This is a genomic window from Streptomyces sp. NPDC036815 (genome assembly GCF_055609205.1).
Map to the genome: position 1 here is coordinate 68,744 of NZ_JBVJPW010000026.1, position 19,510 is coordinate 88,253.

Consider the following 19,510-nt stretch of genomic DNA (forward strand, 5'->3'; position numbering starts at 1 on the left):
TGCTTCTTCGACCGCCCCTCGGCCTTCGGCCGGGGAGGCCCCATCGCCCGGAGCGGCGCACCGACCGCCCGTCATCCTCAACGAGCGTGCGCGCCGCGCGGCACGAACCGCGCACCGGACTACAGGCATTCTCCCTGTCCGTCCGCCGCCGTGGCGGCTTGATCGGCCACGGCCCGCTGTGGACTGCGCCACGTTGCGCGTCCTCCGTTCATGCCGTACCACACGGCCCCCCGAAAAGGGCGGGCTTTCCGGACGTCGGCCAACGAACTCCTTGGCACCCGGGTGCAGTACAACGATCGGCCAGCCTACCCCGCACCGCGTGCCGAAAGGGTCACGGGGAGCGGTCGGGAAGACGCCCGGAGAGCAGGAACACCACGGTCCGCTTCTCTTCGCGCCAGGCGCGTGTGTCGAGCTCCACGGACTGCAGGAGCGCGCACTCCACGACGTATCCGTGCTCGCTCAGATCCCTGCCGACGAGTTCGGCCTCGTCGCGTGTCGCGGCGTGCGTCACGATGCGTTCCGGCCGCCGGTCGGCGACCGCGGAGACCACCGCGGCTCCCCCGCCCCCGACCCGTACGACATCGGGTTCGGGGAGGTCTTCGAGGACGTGCGGGGCGACGCCGTGCACGGTCTGCGCCTGGACGCCGAAGCGGCGGACGGCGGCCGTGGTGCGGCCGAGGGCGTCGGCGTCGCGGTCGACGGCGATCACGGCGGCGCCGAAGCGGGCCGCCTCCGCGGTGAAGGCGCCGCTGCCGCAGCCGATGTCCCAGACGAGGTCGCCCGGGCGCGGTCCCAGGCGCGCGAGTTGGGCGGAGCGCAGCCGGTCGGTCTCGCCCTCGCCGAGCCAGATGTCACCGCCGTACTCGGCGGCGGGCAGCGCCCAGCCGCGCGGGCCCCTGCCCGGCTCGCGCCCCATGATCCAGCCGGTGTCCGCGGACGACGCGGTGCCGCCGATGACGATGACGACGTTCGGGTCGCGCCAGGTGTGGTCGGCGGCCTTGTCGGAGGTGACGACGGAGACCTGCTCCCGTTCGGTGCCGAGCTCCTCACAGATCACGAAGGTGCGGTGGACGTCCTGGAGGAGCAGGCCGAGTTCGGCGGGGCCCGCGCCGGGCGAGGTGAGGACGGCGACCTTGGTGTGGGCGCGGCAGACGTTCACGGCGCGGCGCAGGGTGCGGCGGTGGGCGACCACGACCTCGGCGTCGTCCCAGGGCATGCCCGCGCGGGCGAAGGCCTGGGCGACGGAGGAGACGGCGGGCACCACTTCGACCTCGAGGCCGAACTCCGGGACGCGCAGGGTGCGGACGACGCCGAAGAAGCCCGGGTCGCCGTCGGCGAGGACGACGGCGGTGCCGCGGTGGGCGGCGATGCGGCGGGCGGCGAGGCTCACGCTGCCGAGGCGGATCCGTTCGGCGCGGGCGGGCACCTCGTCCAGTGCCAGGTGGTGGGCGGCGCCCGCCACGAGCGTCGCCGCGCTGAGCGCGGAGCGTGCCGCGGCGGTCAGCGGCGTACCGTCCCAGCCGATCACCGTGACCCGGTCGGCCATCGTCGTCTGTCTCCTGGGTTCTCGCGGGTCGTCAGTGCGGGGCGGTGGCTGTGCGGGAGCGACCGTGCACGCGGCCAGGGGCGAGCGTACCTGCTGGGGGTCGGATGTGACCGGGTACCGCAGGCCGCGTGCCGTGCGCGGGGCGGCGCGGGCGGCATCGGGCCTGTCGGGTCAGTTCCAGTCGGAGTAGGCCGAGAACCCGCTGTCGGCGAGGCTCTCCGAGACCCCTTCGAGGTCCTCGGGGAGCAGGCTCCACACGATGAGGTCGGTGCGCACGTCCAGCCAGCCGCCGAACGGGTCGCCGCCGTTTCGCGTGCGGGCTATCCAGGCGCCGCGCAGAACGCCCTCGCTGATGGAGCCGATCTTCTGCGCGACCTGCTGGGCCGCGGTGTTGTCGGCGGCGGTGCGCAGTTCGATGCGCTCGAACTTCTGGTCGTGGAAGAGCCATTGGGCGGTGGCGAGCGCCGCCTCCGACGCGTACCCCTCGCCGCGGGCCCACGGGGCGACGACGTAGTTGAGCTCGGTGGAGCGCACCCGCCAGTCGGTGTCCCGGAGTTGGATGATGCCGACAAGGCGCTGGGTGAGGAACTCGGTGACGGCGAGGACGAGGCCGCGGCCCGCGGAGCGCTCGGCGGGGGCGAGGCGGGTGATCCAGTCGCGCGCGTCGGCCTCGGTGTAGGGCTGGGGAACGGAGGTCCAGGCCGTGACGTTCTCGTCGTTCATCATCTCCGCGTACGCGGGGACGTCCGCCTCTTCGAGGGGGCGCAGCACCAACCGCTCCGTGCTGATGGAGATGTCGGGAAACCCCGATGTGCCCGATGTGCCCGAGGAGGCTGTAGTCATGCGCCGCTCCATAACCTTCATAGACCTGAAGGACCTTCACCTTTCGGTCTTCTGAAGTGCCCAGCATGCAGCATGCACGGGCCCGGACGCACCACGGGGTCCTGTCCCGATGTGGGAGAGGACCCCGTGGGTGTCACGCGCGCGAGAGGTCGTTCAGCCCGCCTCGACGGGCAGGACAGACCCCTCGTACTTCTCTTCGATGAACTTCTTGACCTCGGGCGAGGTGAGCAGTTCGGCGAGCTTCTTCACGCGCGGGTCGTCCTTGTCGCCCTTCTTGACGGCGAGGACGTTGTTGTAGGGATTGCCCTTCGGGGACTCCAGGAGGATGGCGTCCTTCTTGGGGCTGAGCCCGGCGTCGAGCGCGTAGTTGTTGTTGATGACCGCCGCGTCGAGGTCGTCGAGCGAGCGCGGCAGCTGCGCCGGGTCGAGCGGCTTGACGGTGAGCTTCTTCGGGTTGGACGTGATGTCCTCGGGGGTCGCCTCGGAGCCGGCCCCCTTCTTGAGCCCGATGACGCCCCGGGAGGCCAGCAGTTGGAGCGCCCGGCCCTCGTTGGTGGTGTCGTTCGGAACACCGACGGTCGCACCGGAGCGGAGCCGGGCGACGTCGTCGGTCTTCTTCGCGTACACGCCCATCGGAGGCAGGTACACCTCGGTGACCGGCACCAGGTCCGTGTTCTTGGCCTTGTTGAAGTTCTCGAGGTACGGGGTGTGCTGGTACAGGTTGGCGTCGAGCGAGCCTTCCTGGAGCGCGGTGTTCGGCGTGTTGTAGTCGGTGAACTCCGTGATCCGGAAATCGAGTCCGGCCTTCTTCGCCAGGTGCTCCTGTATGTACGTGAGGACTTCGCCGGCCGGGGTCGGGGTGGCGCCGACGACGAGCTCGCCGTCGGCGCCCCGGTCCCCGCCGCACGCGGTGAGGCCGAGGGCGAGGGCAAGGGCCCCCGCCCCGGCGGTGATGACGCGCGTACGCATGATCAGAACGCGGCGACGACGGCGCCGTCGTACTTCTCGTCGATGAACTTCTTGACCTCGGGCGAGGTGAGCAGCTTGGCGAGCTTCTTCACGCGCGGGTCGTTCTCGTCGCCCTTCTGCACGGCGAGGAAGTTGCCGTAGGGGTTGCCCTTGGCGGGCTCGGCGACGATGGCGTCCTTGGCGGGGCTGAGCGCGGGCTTGGCCTCGAGCGCGTAGTTGCCGTTGATCACCGCGGCGTCGACGTCGTCCAGGGTGCGGGGCACCGTGGGGGCCTCTAGCTCCTTGAACTTGATGTTCTTCGGGTTCTTCGCGATGTCCTTGGGGGTGGCCTCGTAGCCGACGCCCTTCTTGAGCTCGATGACGTCGTTGTCCGCGAGGAGCTTGAGCGCGCGGGCCTCGTTCGTGGTGTCGTTCGGGATGGCGACGGTGGCGCCGTCCTTCAGATCACCGAGCTTCTTGACGCTCTTGGAGTACACGCCGAGCGGCTCCAGGTGCACCGTGGCCCCGGGGACGGGCACGATGTCGGTGCCCCGCTTCTTGTTGAAGTCGTCCAGGTACGGCTTGTGCTGGAAGTAGTTCGCGAAGACCTCGCCCTGCTGGACGGCGGTGTTCGGCGTGATGTAGTCCGTGAACTCCTTGACCTGGAGGTCGAGACCGGCCTTCTTGGCCAGGTGCTTCTGGACGTAGTCCAGGATCTCGCCCTGCGGGGTGGGCGTCGCGGCGACGATGAGCGGACCGTCCTTGTCGCCGGCGCCCTTGTCGGAGCCGCAGCCGGAGAGCCCGAGAGTGAGGGCTCCGGCGGCGAGGACAGCGGTCGTGATCTTGGTGGTGTTACGCACGAAAAGTGCCTTTCTCCATGGGTGGTGCAGCCCCGCGGGGTGGTACGCGGGGAAGTCTGCGGACGGGACGCGCGGTCCCGCCGGGGACCGGCCGGTCCGGTGCAGCCGGACTCGGTCAGCTCGTCTTGCCGACCGACTCGGGGGCGGTGGTGCCGGGCAGTGCGCCGCGCAGCGGCCGGAAGAGCAGCAGCGAGCCCGAGCCGCCGCCGCGCTTGTGCAGTCGGCGGGCCGCGTAGTCACCGGCGAACTGGATGATCGAGATGACCACGGCGAGGATCGCCACGGTGATCCACATCAGTTCGGTCTCGAAGCGCTGGTAGCCGTAGCGCAGTGCGAGGTCGCCCAGACCGCCGCCGCCGACCGTGCCCGCCATCGCGGAGTAGCCGATGAGCGCGACGATCGTGGTGGTGGCGCCCGAGATCAGCGAGGGCAGCGACTCGGGGACGAGGACCTTGCGCACGACGGTCCAGGTGGAGCCGCCCATCGACTGCACGGCCTCGACGAGCCCGCCGTCGACCTCGCGGATCGAGGTCTCCACCAGGCGCGCGAAGAACGGGATGGCGCCGACGGCCAGCGGCACGAGAGCGGCCTCACGGCCGATCGTGGTGCCGGTGATCCAGCGCGTGAAGCCCATCAGGGCGACCATCAGGATGATGAAGGGCATCGACCGCGCGATGTTCACGATCTGCCCGATCACCTTGTTGAGGAAGGCGTTCTGCAGCAGCCCGCCGCGCTCGGTGAGCACGAGCAGGACGCCGAGCGGCAGTCCGGCGACGACGGCTATCAGCGTCGACCAGCCCACCATGTAGAGGGTGTCCCAACAGGCCTGCTCCAGCAGGGGCTGCATCTCCGACCAGGTCACTTGGCACCTTCCTTGACCAGCAGCGTGGCGTCCTTCGGGGTGGCCGAGGGGTCTTCGCCCGCGATCTCGACCTGCAGCCCCTGCTCGCGCAGGAAGCCGATCGGGACGACGTTCTCCTCGAAGCGGCCGGGCAGTTCGATGCGCATGCGGCCGACCTGGCGGCCCGCGACGGTGTCCATCGCGGCCCCGAGGATCGAGATGTCGATGTTGTACGTGCGCGACAGCTGGGAGATGACCGGCTGGGTCGCCGCTTCGCCGTGGAAGGTCACGTCGACGACGGTGCGGTCGTCGCCGGTGGCCTCGCCGCTGACCGGGAAGAGCGCGGCGGCGAGCTCGGAGCCGGGCGTCGCGAGCAGCTCGGTGACGGTGCCGGACTCGATGATCTTCCCGCGCTCCATGAGGGCCGCGGAGTCGCAGACGCTCTTGACGACGTCCATCTCGTGCGTGATGAGCAGGACGGTCAGGCCGAGCTGCCGGTTCAGGTCGCGCAGGAGCTGGAGGATGGAGCGGGTGGTCTCGGGGTCGAGGGCGCTGGTGGCCTCGTCGGAGAGCAGCACCTTGGGGTCGCCGGCCAGCGCGCGGGCGATGCCGACGCGCTGTTTCTGGCCGCCGGAGAGCTGGGCCGGGTAGGACTTCGCCTTGTCGGCGAGGCCGACGAGGTCGAGGAGTTCGAGGGCCTTGCGGGTGCGCTCCTGGCCGCTCAGGCCGAGGATCTCCAGGGGCAGTTCGACGTTGTCCTGCACGGTGCGCGAGGACAGCAGGTTGAAGTGCTGGAAGACCATGCCGATGCGGCTGCGGGCCTGGCGCAGTTCCCTGCCCGCGCGCGAGCCGCGTCCCGCGAGGGCGGTGAGGTCCTGGCCCGCCACCGTCACGGTGCCGGAGGTGGGGCGTTCCAGGAGGTTGACGCAGCGGATCAGGGAGGACTTGCCGGCGCCGGACTGGCCGATGACGCCGTACACCTCGCCCTCGCGGACGTGCAGGTCGACTCCGTCGAGAGCGGTTACTTCACGACCGCGTGAGCGGTAGACCTTGGTGAGGCCGGAAGTGGTGATCACAGGGGATTCCGTCACTGTCGAGTGCGCGGCGCGGGTGTGGCCGGGCACGGGGCATTCGTTCGGAACGCGGCACGGTTCTCGCGGCGGTGGGGCGGTGGAACCGGAGGACGTGTGCGCGGGGCGGGCTCGCTTCCTACGTCAGTACGGATCTCGTCGCGTACGTCGTGCAGGGGCGTGGCACAGCGGCTTCGCTTCGGGGCGCGATGCTCTCGGGTGGTGCGGGGGCCCTCAGAAGGCGCACATTCGACACATACAACGAGCACCGGGCGTCGTGATCGCCTCGGTCGCAAGGGTGCGGCTGCTCGTCGTGGTCATGGGCCCAAGTAAAACATGCGTAGGGGCGCCGCTCGCCATCGCTGTCCGTATAGCGGACAGCGATGGGACGGCGCCGGACGTTCGGATTCTGCTCGTCAGTCGGCGAGCAGAATCTCCACGCCACCGGCCGTGGCCTGCGCGGACACGGCGGAGAGGTCCTTGACGACGACATCGGCGGAGAGCTCGGCTGCCTCGTGTGTTGTGGTCAACGCCACGGTCGTCATGCCCGCGGCCCGGCCCGACTGCAGCCCCGCGGGCGCGTCCTCGAAGACCACGCAGCGTGCCGGGTCAACGCCGAGTTCGGCGGCCGCGAGGAGGAAGGGCTCGGGGTCGGGCTTGCCGCGCGTGATGTCGTCGGCGGCGATGACGAGACCGGGGCGGATCCCGGCCTCCGCGAGGCGGGCCTCGCCCAGGGCGCGCGTCGCGGAGGTCACCACGGCCCAGCGGTCGACGGGCAGGGACTCCAGGAGTTCACGGGTGCCGGGCAGCAGGACGACACCGCCCGCCACGTCGGAGACCTCCAGCTCCTCGATGCGGGCGACGGCCTCGGCGACCCGCTCCGCGGGCAGCAGGTCCGCGACGATCTCGACGGCGGGCCGCCCGTGCAGCTCGACCTTGCCGAATTCCTCCGCGGTGATCCCGTACTCCCGCGCCCACCGCGACCAGCAGCGGTACACCGACTCCATGGAGGAGATGAGGGTGCCGTCGTTGTCGAACAGGAGCGCGTCAGCGTGGATCTTCATGCTGTCCGAGGGTACGGGCCCCGCCCCCGGGAGGCGCATCGGGGCGAGGGGCGGTGGGCGGGGGGCCGAAGGTCCCGTAATAAAGTCACGGGCATGGTTGATGCCCTGACGATCGCGGTTTCCGTGGCCGCGCTCGCCCTCGCCGCCTGGTGCGGTTTCGCCGCGTACCGCGACCAGCCGACCAAGGACTGGCACTTCATCGGAATGGCCGTGGTGACCCTCCTGGCCACGGTGCAGCTGATCGTCGGCATCGTCCAGCTCGCGCGCGGCGAGGAGGCGGACCAGGGCACGACGATCTTCGTGTCGTATCTGATCGGCGCCTTCGCGTGCGTACCCGCGGCGGGCTTCATGTCCCTCGCCGAGCGCAGCCGTTGGGGTTCCCTGACGGTCGCCGCGGGCGGCGTGGTCCTCGCCGTGCTCGAAGTGCGGCTCTACGACATCTGGGGAGGCTGAGGTGACGGTGACCGAACCCGGCAGGAACGACGAGGCCGCCCGGGGCGGACCCCCCGCGCGCCAGAAGCTGATCACCGGCCCCGGCATCCTGCTGGTGTGGCTGTACGGCGTGATGGTCGTCGCCGCCGTGTCCCGCTCGGCCGTGCAGATCTCCACGGACTTCGACAGGGCCCCGCTCGCGTACACGCTGTCCGCGCTGGCGGGCGTCGTCTACGGCTTCATCACGTACTCCCTGGTGCGCGGCGGCGCCGCGGCCCGCTCGGCAGCACTGGTGTGCTGCGCCGCCGAACTGCTCGGCGTCCTGGTGGTAGGCACCTGGACCCTCGCGGAACCGTCCGCCTTCCCCGACGCGACCGTGTGGTCGGACTTCGGGATGGGCTATCTGTTCATTCCGGTGATTTTGCCGGTTACGGCGATTTTCTGGCTTCGGCGGGGCACGCGGTAGCGGGGCGGCGCGCCCCGGCTCAAGCAGCACCACGCGGCACCCCTCCCTCCCCCCCCGTGTCCGAGCCAACGGCGATCGGACCGTCCACCAGCGCAAGGGGAGCCGCTGGGAGGCCGACGACTACGTCCTGGCCTCCTGGCCCCGGCGCAGCGCCCGTCTGCTGACGTTGCCGTCAACTACTGCCGTCACCCACCGCAGAAGCCCCGCCAGGACACACCTGACGGGGCTTCATTTTTGCTGCTGCTAACGGATCTTCTGCTTACCCATACGCCTCATCGCCTGTCACTCTGCAAAAACAGGATTGAGCCAGACCGAAACCAGATCACCGTTGTCGACGCCCAAGACAGTTCCGCTAGCGATTTGGACAAACTTAGCGTCGGCGGCATCGTTCAGACGAATGGCGACCCACCCGGAGGAAGGATCATACGAAACCCGCCACCTGTCTCCAGGGGCCTCGAAAGAAACCCCAGGATCGAAGGATTGGTCCGACGAGATGAATACCCTTCCGGGATTGAACTCCGGAGCAGTCAACTCGGCCACCACACCCCGAACGTTTGGGAAGTACCCCCAGGCGAACAGGACTTCCCGAGACTCAATATCGACCTCAAGTTGGAGCGTGCCGATCAGCACACTCGCAACCCCCTCCGAGCCGAGCCTCTCGCTCAACGACTCCCCGCTCTGCGCACTGAAGGAGAATCCGTACTCAGCCTCGTCATAGGCGAGAACGCCCACAAGGGGAGATCCCTCTTGGATGGAGAATTTCATATCCGGCTAGCCCTTTGTGCTCTTGAAGAGGAAGTGAACGATCCTGTTGGAATTTGCGTCGATGTTGAGCTCCCAGATCCCGTTGCTTCCGTTCATCGCTCCGGGTGTTCTCCACTCGACAACCCCAGCAGCGCCACGGGAATCCATCCTGGGCGCGGATCCCTCCATGATCCCCCGAAGGAGTTGCCCATTGTTGCCGTTCATGTAAGGGCGTGCAGCCTTACCGAAGTTAGGGGCATCGACATCCCGAGTACCAGCAATGTCCCAGGTGTGATTTTCGACGGTCTTGGTCATCGAAATGTTCTCAACATCAATCTTGGCTGCGAGATCTGTGACGCCACAGCTCCCGTTGCTGTTGTGAACGAGTACCGGCGTAGCCCCCGCCACCACATAGTACGTATGCAGATCCGCAACCGTCAGGTTGTACACAGCCGCCGCCTGCGTCCAGCGCGCTACCGACGTGATCTGCACATACGTGCCGGCACTCGTCCGCAGCTTCTGGCCCGATCGCAGGTCCGTCGCGTCGATCCATTCGCCCAGCTCCGGCACCCAGAACGGGTGTCCGTCCGTCGCGGTGACGGAGGCCTTCCCTCCGCCCCGCTTGCCGTTCGTGTCGATCGTGACCTTGACCAGGTTCTTGGCGCCCTTGCCCTTGATCTCCGCCGTGACCGTGCGAACCTTCGTCTTTCCGGTCTTCGGGTCGGTGGCAACGACCTTGTCACCTATGTCGACGTCTCTGATGGACTTCGTACTGCCGTCCGCCATCAGGACTCTGGTGCCCGGTTTGAAGCTGTTGCTCACCGAGCACTTGGCGGCGTCCTCCAGCTTGTCGGCCTTCTTGTCCAGCGCGCGCCACTTGCTGTAGCTGCCCTTGAGTTTGTCCAGCAGCCCCCAGACTCGTTTGGCGAGTGCGGCGCCCTTCTTCCAGTTCCACAAGTACTTCTTGGCCAGTTGGCCGATCTTCGCGCCGATCGCGCTCACGACGACGTTCAGGATCGTTGCGCCGCAAGAACCGAGGCTGCCCGTACTGAAACAGTCCAGGGCGTCCGTGATGCCCAGCTCATCCGAGATGATCTTGCCGAGCTCCTTGGCGGCTGCGACCGCGAAGCTCTGCTCGACGTTGGCTCTGGACCGTGCGGCCACGGCCTTCCGCTGTGCTGGGGTTTTGTCCAACTGGTAGTAGTTGTAATAGGTCTTGGAGGGCTTGGTTGCCCAGCCGCCATTGCTCTTCATCCAGCACTGCATGCCCATGAGCTTGCAGTCGTCCGGCATCCGTCCCGTCGGGTCGGCCAACGTCACCGGGCTGTTGTTGGCGTACGCGTACCCGTTGATCTGCTGGGGATCAGTGAAGTCGATCAGCGGGTCGGCGGAGATGAAGCGGCCGTTCGCCGGGTCGTACTCCCTGGCCCCTACGTGCGTCAGGCCCGTCGACGCGTCCACCGGCTTGCCGAGGAAGCCCTTGTCATCGACCCAGGGATCGGTCACAGCGGTGCCGCGTTCGTTGCCGAACGGGTCCATGCGGCGCCGGGTGACCGCGCCCGACTTCGCGTCCACCGCCGCCAGTGACGTCCCGTGGTGGTCGCCCGCCAGGAACTGCACGCCCTTGGGCGTACGCATCGCCACCGTCTGGCCGGCGAAGCTGTAGTAACGGGTCGCCTCCACCGCGCGCGTCTCGGTGTTCAGGGTGAGTTCCATGCCCGGCAGATAAAGCGTCTGCTTGCCGGGCTCCTTGCGCAGCAGACGCTCGCCGGCCGTGTCGTACAGGAAGGACGTGGCCTCTGAGTCCGGCTTCGACGAATCCGTCAGCCTGCCTTCGGCGTTCCAGGTCAGGTCCTGGGTGGTTCCGTTCAGCACCCGCTGCTTCGTGTTGCCCGCGGCGTCGTAGGCGAAGGTGTCCTGCGACTTGACGGCCGGGCCGCTGCCGCTGGCGGGGGCGTCCGTCACGACCTTGTTGAGGGTGTGCGGGCCACCGTTGCCCTCGGCGTCCTTGCCGTACGTGTACGTCCGCGTCACATCGGGCTTGCCGCCCACACCGTGCAGGACCTGCTTGCTCCGGTTGCCCGACGCATCGAAGTCGAAGTCCTGCCAGTAGGCACCCGGGCCACCGAGGGTCGAGGGGCTCGGGGCGCTCGCGCACGCCTTGTTCATCTTGCCGGTACCCCTGGCCTCGTCAGAGGCATTGGCTGTGGCCCAGGCCGACTTCAGGCGCCGCTGCCAGTCGTAGCGGAAGCACTGGACGTCCGCCTGGCCGCCCGTCGGGGTGTCGGCGACGGAGGTGACGTTGCCGGACGCGTCGTAGGTGTAGTCGGCGTCGTATGTCACCGGGTCGACGCCCGAGACATCCACCTTGGAGTTCGTCAGGCGGTCGGTGCCACGCTCGTGCTCATAGGTGAGCCACGTCTTCTTGCCGTCGGAGCCGCCGACCGTGCCCAGTTCCAACTGCTGGAGCTGGGAGGTCGGGGCGTAGGACGCCAGCCCGACGTAAGCCCCCTGCTGCTTTCCGTCCAGGTTCGACAGGAGCTGAGTCGGACGCTGCAGGTCGTCGTAGGTGTAGGTGAGGGTCTCCGGGCCGAGGCCGCCCCCCGACGGGAGTTGTTGCGACTGCACGGTGCCGTCCGAGTTGTACTCGGTGCTGTATTCATAGGTGCCCTGGAGCTCTTCGGCCACGTCACCGCCCAACGCGACCTTGGTGAGTTCCGGCTGGTAGAACTCGTCCAAATGGACGTTGACCGTCGCGGCCTGCACCTTCCCGCCGGCGTATCGATACGTGCCGTACAACTGCCCCTTGGCCACGTGGTCGTAGGTCGTTGCGGTCAGCTGCGTGCCCGTATCCGGCTCACCCTCCCATGTGGAGGCCGGCCGTCCGAGTACGTCGTACTTCGTGGCCACCGTCTTGCCCCGCGAGTCCGTCGTGGAGAGGAGGCGGTCCAAGGTGTCGTACGTATATGTCGACTTGCCCGTGTCGGGGTCGCTGGACGAGGTCTTGCGGCCCCGCTGGTCGTAGCCGTACGACCAGGTGTTGCCGGCCGTGTCCTCGACCGTCTTGAGCTGCCCCGCCGGTGTGTAGCCGTACGACGTGCTCTCGTACTCCGCCGACGGTCCGTTGGGCAGAGGCTTGTCGCCCTTGTACCGGCGGATCTCCGTCGTCCTGTCACGTCCGTCGGTGATCGTCGTCGTGGGCGGCGTGCCGGCCGGCGGGTCGACGTGGACGCGGTCACCACCGTAGGAATAGGTGGTGCGCCACTTCTCCTCGTCGGCGACCTGAACGATCTCGGCTGTCTTGCGCCCGGCGCCGTCGTACCGCGTGACGGTCTGGCCGTCCACCTCGCCCGTCGGCTTGAAGACGGCGTCGGTGGGAGGCTTTGTGGCGTAATAGTCCGAAGCTGTTTCCACTACATTGCCGAGGCCGTCGTAGTGCGTGTCAGCGACGATACGACCGCCGTTCGGGCCTTCGGACTGCTGCTGACGCGGCCGCAGCAAGCCGTCGTAGAGCGTGTATTCGACTCCGTAGGTGCCGTGCCTCTCGCTCTTCTCCGTCTTGACCACGGTCGGCGCGCTCTTGCGGACCAAGTAGGTGTACTTGATCGATGCGGGCGCGCTCCGCGACCGGTCGGGCAGCCAGACGTCAGTGACTCGGCCGAGTGCGTCGTGGGCGGTCTCGCTGCGCTTGCCGTTCATGTCGACCTGCGCGACCGGGCTGCCCCAGGACCGGACGTACTCGGTCGAGACCTGCCAGCCGAGCGGGTTGGTCTCTGTCTGCTTGGTGGTCAGCCCGTCCGTCTCGGTGTAGGCGAATTTCGTCTCGGTGCCCTTGGCGTCCTTCACCTTCAGCGGGCGCCCGAACCGGTCGAAGTCCGTCGTCGCCGACTCCGTGACCGTCTGGTACGTGGCCTTCGTACCGTCGTGCTTCGAAAGCCGCTGCGCCTTGGTCACATCACCCTTGACCGGTGCTTCGCCCAGGCCCTTGCCGTCGTAGAACGTCAGGTCGTCGGAGATGACCTGGGTCTTACGGTCCGGCTTGGTCTCGCAAGTGACGGAGACCTTCTCGACCCGCGAGACCAGTTCGTAGAGGTGCTTGGTCTTGTCGTCCGCGAACTCGGTGCGGATGCACTGGTTGTCGGAGGCGTCCCCGATCTTGCCGTAGTCGTCGGTCTCCACCGCACGGCCGGTCGCGGAGTCGTAGCGAGTGGTCGCGGCGACCTCCTGCCACTTGCCACCCTCCAGGGCCGTGTATGTCCTCGTTGTCTGGGGTCGCACGTAATACGCCTTACGCGTGCCCCAGCTCTTGGTGCGGGTCGCCGTGGCTCGCGACCAGGTGGTGCTGACGTTCTTCGACACGATCTTGTCGGCTGAGTAGCCGCCGTCGTACGTGATCGTCTCCAGCTCCTGGCCGGAGAGCTCCTCATCATCGGCGTGCTTGGCGCCGGTCGAGTCCTCGACCTCGCCGCCGAGGCCGCGCAGGAAGACGTGCTCCGTCCGCTGGTCGGCCGCACTGACGGTGCCGGCTGACTTGGTGACGCGGACCTTTCCGTAACCCCGCCAGTCGCTGTACGTGCGGTACTCGTCCTTCGTGATGCCGTCCGGCTTGGCCTTCTTCCAGCCCGCACTGCCCATGTAGTCGTAGTCGCTGACGCTGTTGGGCGCGTCCGTGGTCACGTCGTCCTCGAGCACCCGGGCGACCAGGTATTTGTGGAACCAGTCAGTGATGGGCTCCTCGGCCCCCGGCGGATTCCACTTGACCGGATAGCAAGCCGTCTTCGGTGAGTCGGCCGACGGCAGATCGTTCGCCTTGCATTCGGCGTCGCGGTACAGGACGTCGAGCCTGCCGCCCGTGCCGTTGTCGACGCCGGCGAGACGGAAGCGGTTCATCGCCTGGATCTGGTCGCCGGGCTTGTCGACCCGGTTGGGCAGCTGCTGGCCGAGCAGTTCAACGGCCGGTGTGGTCACCGTGCCGGACCCGGCGTGCCCTGTCTGCTTGATGGTGTTGAGCCAGAGCGACTTGGAGCTGTCGCCATTGTCCGTGAAGACATGGCCGAGGGACCAGGAGTCGACGTCCGCGTAGCCGTCGCCGTAGCGGATCTGCGTGGTGATCTTGCTCAGCTTCTTACGGGTCCAGAACGTGGGACTGTTCTGCCCCTTGCACTTGGTGCCGGACTTGCAGTTGAGGTCCCAGGGAACATCGGGCCAGCGTCCTGCGGTCGCGTCCGTGAGGTCGCCGGGCTCGCAATCGGCCGCCGTGGCCAGGCACCGCTCGTCGGTGTCGAACAGCATGCGGCCCGCGGCGGGTGTGCTGTACACCTTGCCGTCCTGCTGGCCGTAGTCGATCCGCTTGAGGTAACCGCCGCGCGTGTACGACTTGCCGTCCTCGTCGGTCTTCAGGCCCTGGGTGTAGTAGTTGGTCTCCTTGCCGTAGTAATAGGCCATGGCGTTGTCGTGCGGGTCCACGACGTAATCGAGGTTCCAGCGCCAGGCCTGCTTGCAGTGGGCGTCGGCCAACGTGGCGTCGTAGCAGGGCTCGCCCGCGTCATCGCCGTAGACGGGAACCGTCCAGGTGGAGCCGGTCTGCTCCTTGCCCGAGGTGTATCCGGGCAGGTTGTCCAGGCCGAAGTAGTACTGGGTACCGTCGGTTGTGGTGACGCGCCAGTGCTCTCCGTTGTCGTCACTGTTGCTCGCACCGGTCAGCTTCTCGACCTTGCTGTTGTCGTCGCCGCTGATCCGCCACTCGCCGCTGTCGTCATCCTTGATCAGCTCACCGGAGCTGCCGCCACCCAGCTGGATCGTGGCGTTGTCGTATGCCCAGCACTGGTCACCGTTGGTCTTGGCATGACCGTCGTCGGCACACGGCTTGTACCGCCGCTCGATGAACCCGGGCTCGTAGCCGAAGCCCTGGCCGATCCAGGATCCCTGGTTGTTGGTGGCTGCGGTCTGGCCGTCCACGGACTGGGAGTTGTAGGAGAGCGCGACCGAGGGCACGAGTCCGCCCGGGGCGGGTGGTGTGCGCAGCGGATACGACCAGTTGAACGCACCGGAGGAGTTGGAGACGCTCCACTCGGCTGAGGGCGCGAGCGGGGTCGAGCCGAAGCTGCCTTGATCACCCGAGGCGGCAGCCGTCGCGGCGAGGACGGTGGCAGGGCCCGACGACCGGTCGCCACGGGCCCCTACCGGGACATCTGCGCTCAGCGTGGAGGTGTCGGTGTCATTGGTGGCAGGCAGCTCCCGCGAGGTCGTGCAGCTCTTCTTGTCCGGTGTACTCAGAGCACACCGCGGGAGCTCCACAAGACGGAGACGGGAGCCGTATCCCGCTCCGTACGCGTCGGCGAACTTCGAGTAGTCGAGGGTAAGACGCGCCCTGCCGGGCTTGGTCGACTCCCCCGGCTGCTTCGTGGTGCCGCGTGCCCGTGTGCCGTTCCCCACGTCAGCGAGCGTGAGGAGCACTCCCTCGATTCCAGCCGCCTTCGTCTGGTCCCGGTCGGCGACCACGACCTTCACGGACTCAGGAGTCGCCGGTCTGTGTCGTGTGCGTCTCTCGGGCGGACCGACTTTGACGGGTAAACCTTCCGCCTTGACCAGCCGGGTCGGCGCACTGCCGAGGGACACGATGTCGCTCGTCCCCCTGGGCCAGGTGACCTCGGCCGCCCCCGTCACCCGCGCTTTCTCCGCCGGGTTGGGCCGGTCCTTACCGGCCTTCAGGTCGGTACCGGGCACGGGGGCACCGAGGTCCTTCTGAATGCCCGGGCGGGTACCGCCCTTGTCATCAGCCGCCGCATTAGGGACGTACTGCGGCAGGAGCCCGACGGCGAGCGATAGGCCCAAGGTGATGACGACGTGGCGTCGCAGCTGGGGGCGTGTGGACCTTGAGGGCAGGCGGAATCGTTGTGGCGTAGACACGTTGCGTCTCCAGGAGGCTCGAAATGGGGGCATCGGGGTCTGGGGCGGGACGGGCTCCGGGGAGCCCGCCCTACGTCCTGGCGGCTAGGTCACCGTGCCGTCCAGATTCGCGCCGGACTTCAGGTTCGCCACGGCTGCCACCAGCGGCTCGTCCAGTGCGCCCTCGAAGACGCGTACCTCGTCGATCGCCCCCGAGAAGTACTGCGATCCCGAGGTCAGGCCTGCGCGTCCTACTTGCAGGCCCGCCGTGGAGAAGTCCCAGTCGTTGGACCACCGCACGACCTGGCCCGTCCACTGACCGTTGACGTACAAGCGGGCTTCTTCGAACAGCGCGTTGTAGGAGAGAGCGAGATGGTCACCCCGTCCCTCACTGCTGGGCTGGACGGTGCCTGCCTCGGATTCCGTCACGACGGCGTCGGAGGTGTCCTTTTCGGTCAGCCTCAGCTTCCACCGCTTACTGTCCTTGTCGAACCGGACAGAGGCCACCGATCCCTTGGTGCCGGGCAGCGCGAAGACCGTCTGGGTAGCCGTGGCGTCGGGGGAACCGAGCCTGGCTCGTGCCGTGACGGTGAAACTGGCCTTGGCCTTCAGCAGCCCCGCCGCGCGACTCGCATACCCGTCCTTGCCGTCCAGGGCCAGGTGGCCGTCACCCCAGACGGGCTGTTCGGCCGGTTTGCAGTTCGGATCGAGGACGTCGCAGGTGTCGTTCGCCTGGTACACGGAGGCACCTCCGCGCAGGGTCATCCCTGTGCCGTCCGTACGGTCCGGCACCATCCCGTCGTCGGACTCGTCCATGTCCCAGTAGGCGCGCTGCAACGGCGGAATGCCTCCCAAGCTCTGTGTCTCGCCGGCGGAAAGAACACGGTCGAAGACCTGGACGTCCGCCACCGTCCCCTTCAGGTTCGCCGTGTAGCCGGCGGGTTCCAGAGCCCGCCCGATCTGCAGGGAACCCGTGGCGTTCCAGGTCGTCGGGCGCTCCTGGATGTCGCCTTGCACCAGGGTGCCGTTGACGTACATGCGCATCGTGCCCGAGGAGCCGGCCCTCTTCTCGTCCTTGTCGTAGACGCCGACGAGATGCGTCCACTCACCGGGCACCGCCCTTGGCCCCTGCACCTCCCAGGAGATCGTCGAGTCGATCTCACTGTCGGGTGCCAGGAAGGACCATCGGTGGGAGGCGGCGTCGTACCCGAGCGAGAAGCCCGACTGGGCTGATCCGTCCTGACTGATCACGCTCATCGACTTCGTCGGCAGCTGGGGCAGCATCACCCAGCCCGCCACCGAGAAGGTCTTGTCCGTGTCGACCACGTGCTGGCCTGTGTTGAGGTAGGCACCACTGCTGCCGTCCAACGTCGCCGCCGTACGCACGGAGCCGTGCGGGCCGTCCTCGCCGAAGGTCACGCCGGGCCCTGCGGTCGCCGCCTGCGTACCGTCGCCCCCCGCTGCCTGCCCGGAACCCTCGGGGTCCGCCAGCGCCCATGAGGATTTCGGGGAACGCCCCTTGGCCACCCGAAAGCGATAGGACTTGGTGATCTCCCGGTTGTTGCCCGCCCGGTCCTCCGCCTCGACGTACAGAGTCACCGGCCGCTCCCGCTGCGGCATCCAGCGCACGATGGCCGGCCTGCCGGGCGCGTCCGGCGTGATCGTGTGCTCCGCCTCACCCGTGAACTGGTAGCGGTACTTGACCACGTCGGTCCCCTCGGAGTGCAGCTCGAAGCTGCCGTACTCACCGACTCCTGCGTGCCACTTCCCGTCGTTGGGGTACTTCTCGGACTTCACCTCCGGCGCGTCGGGCTTGGTCGAGTCGAGAATGAACTCGCAGCGGGTGCCGGAACCTTCGTGGCTCCAGGGCCCCCAGGACTCGCCCGATCCTCCGATGTCGTCACCGCCGCGCACCCACCAGCCGATCACGGTGTTCTGCGGCAGCGCGAAGGAACCCGTGCCGTCACCGCGGATGTCTTCGCCCACCTTGTAGGTGAACTCCTCGTATCCGCTGTCGCGGCTCCGGTCGGTGTTCGTCTGCTGGTAGCCGGTGGTGACGACGTACTTCTTTTCGTTGCCGTTCTTGTCCGTCCAGAAGACCTCGAACTGCGCCCTGACCTTCTCCGTGTTGCCCTTCACGTCGCCGTGGTCCGGGTCCCACACGATCGCGGAGAGCGTCGGCGCCTTCTTCGTGTAGTGCTTGGATGCCTCTCCGTAGGCGCACTTGCCTCCGGGGTCCATGGAGAGCTCGTCCATCTTCGGCTGGTAGGGCGGCCTGTTGTACGTCACTTCCAGTGCCGCGTTGTTGCAGAACCGCTTCCAGGAGACGTACGAATCCTCGGTGGCGGCCTGCAGTCCGAACGTGGTCGTGTCCCAACCGCTGGATGACGCCTTCTGCACGGTGCCCTTGACGTCGAAGCGCACGTTCTGATTGGTCGCCGAGCAGGAACCTGTCGCATTGGTCGGCGACTCGGAAGTGATGTGGTCCTTGCTCGACGGACGATTGGACCAATTGGTACGCGAGTTGATCGCACTGCCGCCGGAGCTGTTCACGCGATGCAACTGCACCGAGCGGGCCTCGCTGTTGTACGTGTGCACCAGCGTGATCGCGAACTCTGCCTTGAGGATCCTCTTGCCCTCGAACGTCCCCGTCGGCAGCGCGTAGTACTGACGCTGAACGTCGTTGCTTCCGGTGCAGCGCACGGAGTAGTTCGCCGGACAGCGGCCGACACCCTTGCCGGACTCGACGCCGTCGTCCGAGTTGGGGAACTTCCAGCCCTCGAGGCCCGGCTTCGCGGACGACACCCAAGTCCACGCGGTGCGGCTCTTCGTCCTGGCCACCGGGTCGATGATCACCGGATAGCGGGTGTGCTCCCCCCTGAGCAGGGTCAGATCAGGCTTCAGGGTCATGACATCGCGCCGCAGACCGAGACCGACGTCCGAGACTCGGGCGCCGTCGGCGGGGGCGGCCTGCGCCGCGCCCTTCCTCCGCGCCGCGGCCCCGCTGTCACCGCTGGAGTCCCACATGACGGGCTGCGGCGCCTCGAAGACCGTGCCGCCGGTAGCCGGATCCTTGGCCACGAGTCCACCGCCGGACGCCTTGCGTACGGCGAGACCACGAGTGGCGACGGGAAGCTCGATGCCGGTCAGCTTCGGGTTGGCAGCCGCCTTCGCGGTTTTGACGACCAGCAGATGCGCGAATCCCTCGGGCTCCGCACGCACGACCAGGTCTACGTCCGGCAGGACCGCGCGGTACGTAGCCGTTGAACCCGCTACCTCGGGTGCGGGCAGCCTGCCGGGCCAGGACAGGGACAGCGTCTTGCCGTCGCGCACCATCGTGGCGAACGGACCCTCACCGCCGCCGGACAGCGTCACAGCGGTGGGGGTGGCCTTGGGAGCGAGGGTTCCGTTCGGCTGTTCGACCAACGTGGTGTCGATGTCGGCCCACTTCTCGCCCTTGAGCGTCCGGACCGGCTGCGCGTACTCCTTGGTGGTGAAAGTGCCGTCCGGGTTCGCGAACGTCTGGCCGCGCTCGGTGCGGCGCCCGAGGACTTCGATCCGTTTCCCCGCCTCGTCCGCGCGCCGAACTGCCGCGTCGTCGGTGAGCTCGGCAGTCGACGTGGCCTTTCGCGGCTCACCCGGCGGCTCGGACGATGCCGCGCCGGCCGCAGGCAGCCCGCCGATTCCGGATACCAGCACGGAAGTAATCAAACCGACCGCGACGGCCGCTCTTCGCACACGCCGTTCTGCCCTGCTCTTCACCATTCCCCCTGATCCCCCAGTGTCTGGACCCACGGGAACGCCGCAG

The 19,510-nt window shown here is 67.8% G+C and carries 12 protein-coding genes; 2 read left to right on the forward strand and 10 right to left on the reverse strand.

The window, feature by feature from the left end:
* Window positions 1–331: 331 nt before the first annotated feature.
* The 7 genes from cbiE to ACZ69I_RS34690 form a co-directional block, all read right to left on the reverse strand.
* On the reverse strand, window positions 332–1,546 hold the full coding sequence (gene cbiE / locus ACZ69I_RS34660; protein WP_467679310.1) for a precorrin-6y C5,15-methyltransferase (decarboxylating) subunit CbiE: 1,215 nt from the start codon (window positions 1,544–1,546) through the stop codon (window positions 332–334).
* A gap of 171 nt (window positions 1,547–1,717) precedes the next feature.
* Entirely contained in the window at window positions 1,718–2,401 is a 684-nt protein-coding gene (locus ACZ69I_RS34665) for a GNAT family N-acetyltransferase (protein WP_467679645.1), read from the reverse strand.
* 141 nt (window positions 2,402–2,542) lie between these two features.
* Window positions 2,543–3,358 carry a MetQ/NlpA family ABC transporter substrate-binding protein gene (locus ACZ69I_RS34670; RefSeq protein WP_470836509.1) on the reverse strand — a complete coding sequence of 272 codons (816 nt, stop codon included), beginning with the start codon at window positions 3,356–3,358 and terminating at the stop codon, window positions 2,543–2,545.
* Window positions 3,359–3,360: 2 nt separating this feature from the next.
* Window positions 3,361–4,197 (reverse strand): MetQ/NlpA family ABC transporter substrate-binding protein, encoded by an 837-nt coding sequence (locus tag ACZ69I_RS34675; protein WP_470836510.1) that lies wholly within the window; start codon window positions 4,195–4,197, stop codon window positions 3,361–3,363.
* 115 nt (window positions 4,198–4,312) lie between these two features.
* On the reverse strand, window positions 4,313–5,059 hold the full coding sequence (locus tag ACZ69I_RS34680) for a methionine ABC transporter permease (RefSeq protein ID WP_470836511.1): 747 nt from the start codon (window positions 5,057–5,059) through the stop codon (window positions 4,313–4,315).
* Window positions 5,056–6,114, reverse strand: coding sequence for a methionine ABC transporter ATP-binding protein (locus ACZ69I_RS34685; protein ID WP_470836512.1), 1,059 nt, complete (start codon window positions 6,112–6,114; stop codon window positions 5,056–5,058). The genes ACZ69I_RS34680 and ACZ69I_RS34685 overlap by 4 nt, the downstream gene beginning before the upstream one ends.
* Before the next feature lie 410 nt (window positions 6,115–6,524).
* Window positions 6,525–7,172, reverse strand: a complete 648-nt coding sequence (locus ACZ69I_RS34690) for an HAD family hydrolase (protein ID WP_470836513.1) — start codon at window positions 7,170–7,172, stop codon at window positions 6,525–6,527.
* 93 nt (window positions 7,173–7,265) lie between these two features.
* Here ACZ69I_RS34690 and ACZ69I_RS34695 point away from each other — a divergent pair, with 93 nt between their 5' ends.
* Together ACZ69I_RS34695 and ACZ69I_RS34700 are read left to right on the forward strand one after the other, a co-directional pair.
* Window positions 7,266–7,625, forward strand: coding sequence for a hypothetical protein (locus ACZ69I_RS34695; protein ID WP_361726574.1), 360 nt, complete (start codon window positions 7,266–7,268; stop codon window positions 7,623–7,625).
* Between the two features lie 7 nt (window positions 7,626–7,632).
* The gene (locus ACZ69I_RS34700; protein WP_470836538.1) at window positions 7,633–8,070 is read left to right on the forward strand and encodes a hypothetical protein; all 438 of its coding nucleotides are present in this window, start codon (window positions 7,633–7,635) and stop codon (window positions 8,068–8,070) included.
* Between the two features lie 282 nt (window positions 8,071–8,352).
* Here ACZ69I_RS34700 and ACZ69I_RS34705 read toward each other — a convergent pair whose 3' ends face one another.
* From ACZ69I_RS34705 to ACZ69I_RS34715, 3 genes are all read right to left on the reverse strand, one after another.
* Window positions 8,353–8,835: a hypothetical protein gene (locus ACZ69I_RS34705; RefSeq protein ID WP_470836515.1), complete on the reverse strand. Its 483-nt coding sequence runs from the start codon at window positions 8,833–8,835 to the stop codon at window positions 8,353–8,355.
* 6 nt (window positions 8,836–8,841) lie between these two features.
* Complete coding sequence (locus ACZ69I_RS34710) at window positions 8,842–15,324, reverse strand: polymorphic toxin-type HINT domain-containing protein (protein ID WP_470836517.1); 6,483 nt, start codon at window positions 15,322–15,324, stop codon at window positions 8,842–8,844.
* A 483-nt stretch (window positions 15,325–15,807) separates the two neighbouring features.
* A complete protein-coding gene (locus ACZ69I_RS34715; RefSeq protein WP_470836519.1) occupies window positions 15,808–19,401 on the reverse strand; it encodes a LamG-like jellyroll fold domain-containing protein in 3,594 nt (1,197 codons plus the stop codon).
* Between the last annotated feature and the right edge of the window lie 109 nt (window positions 19,402–19,510).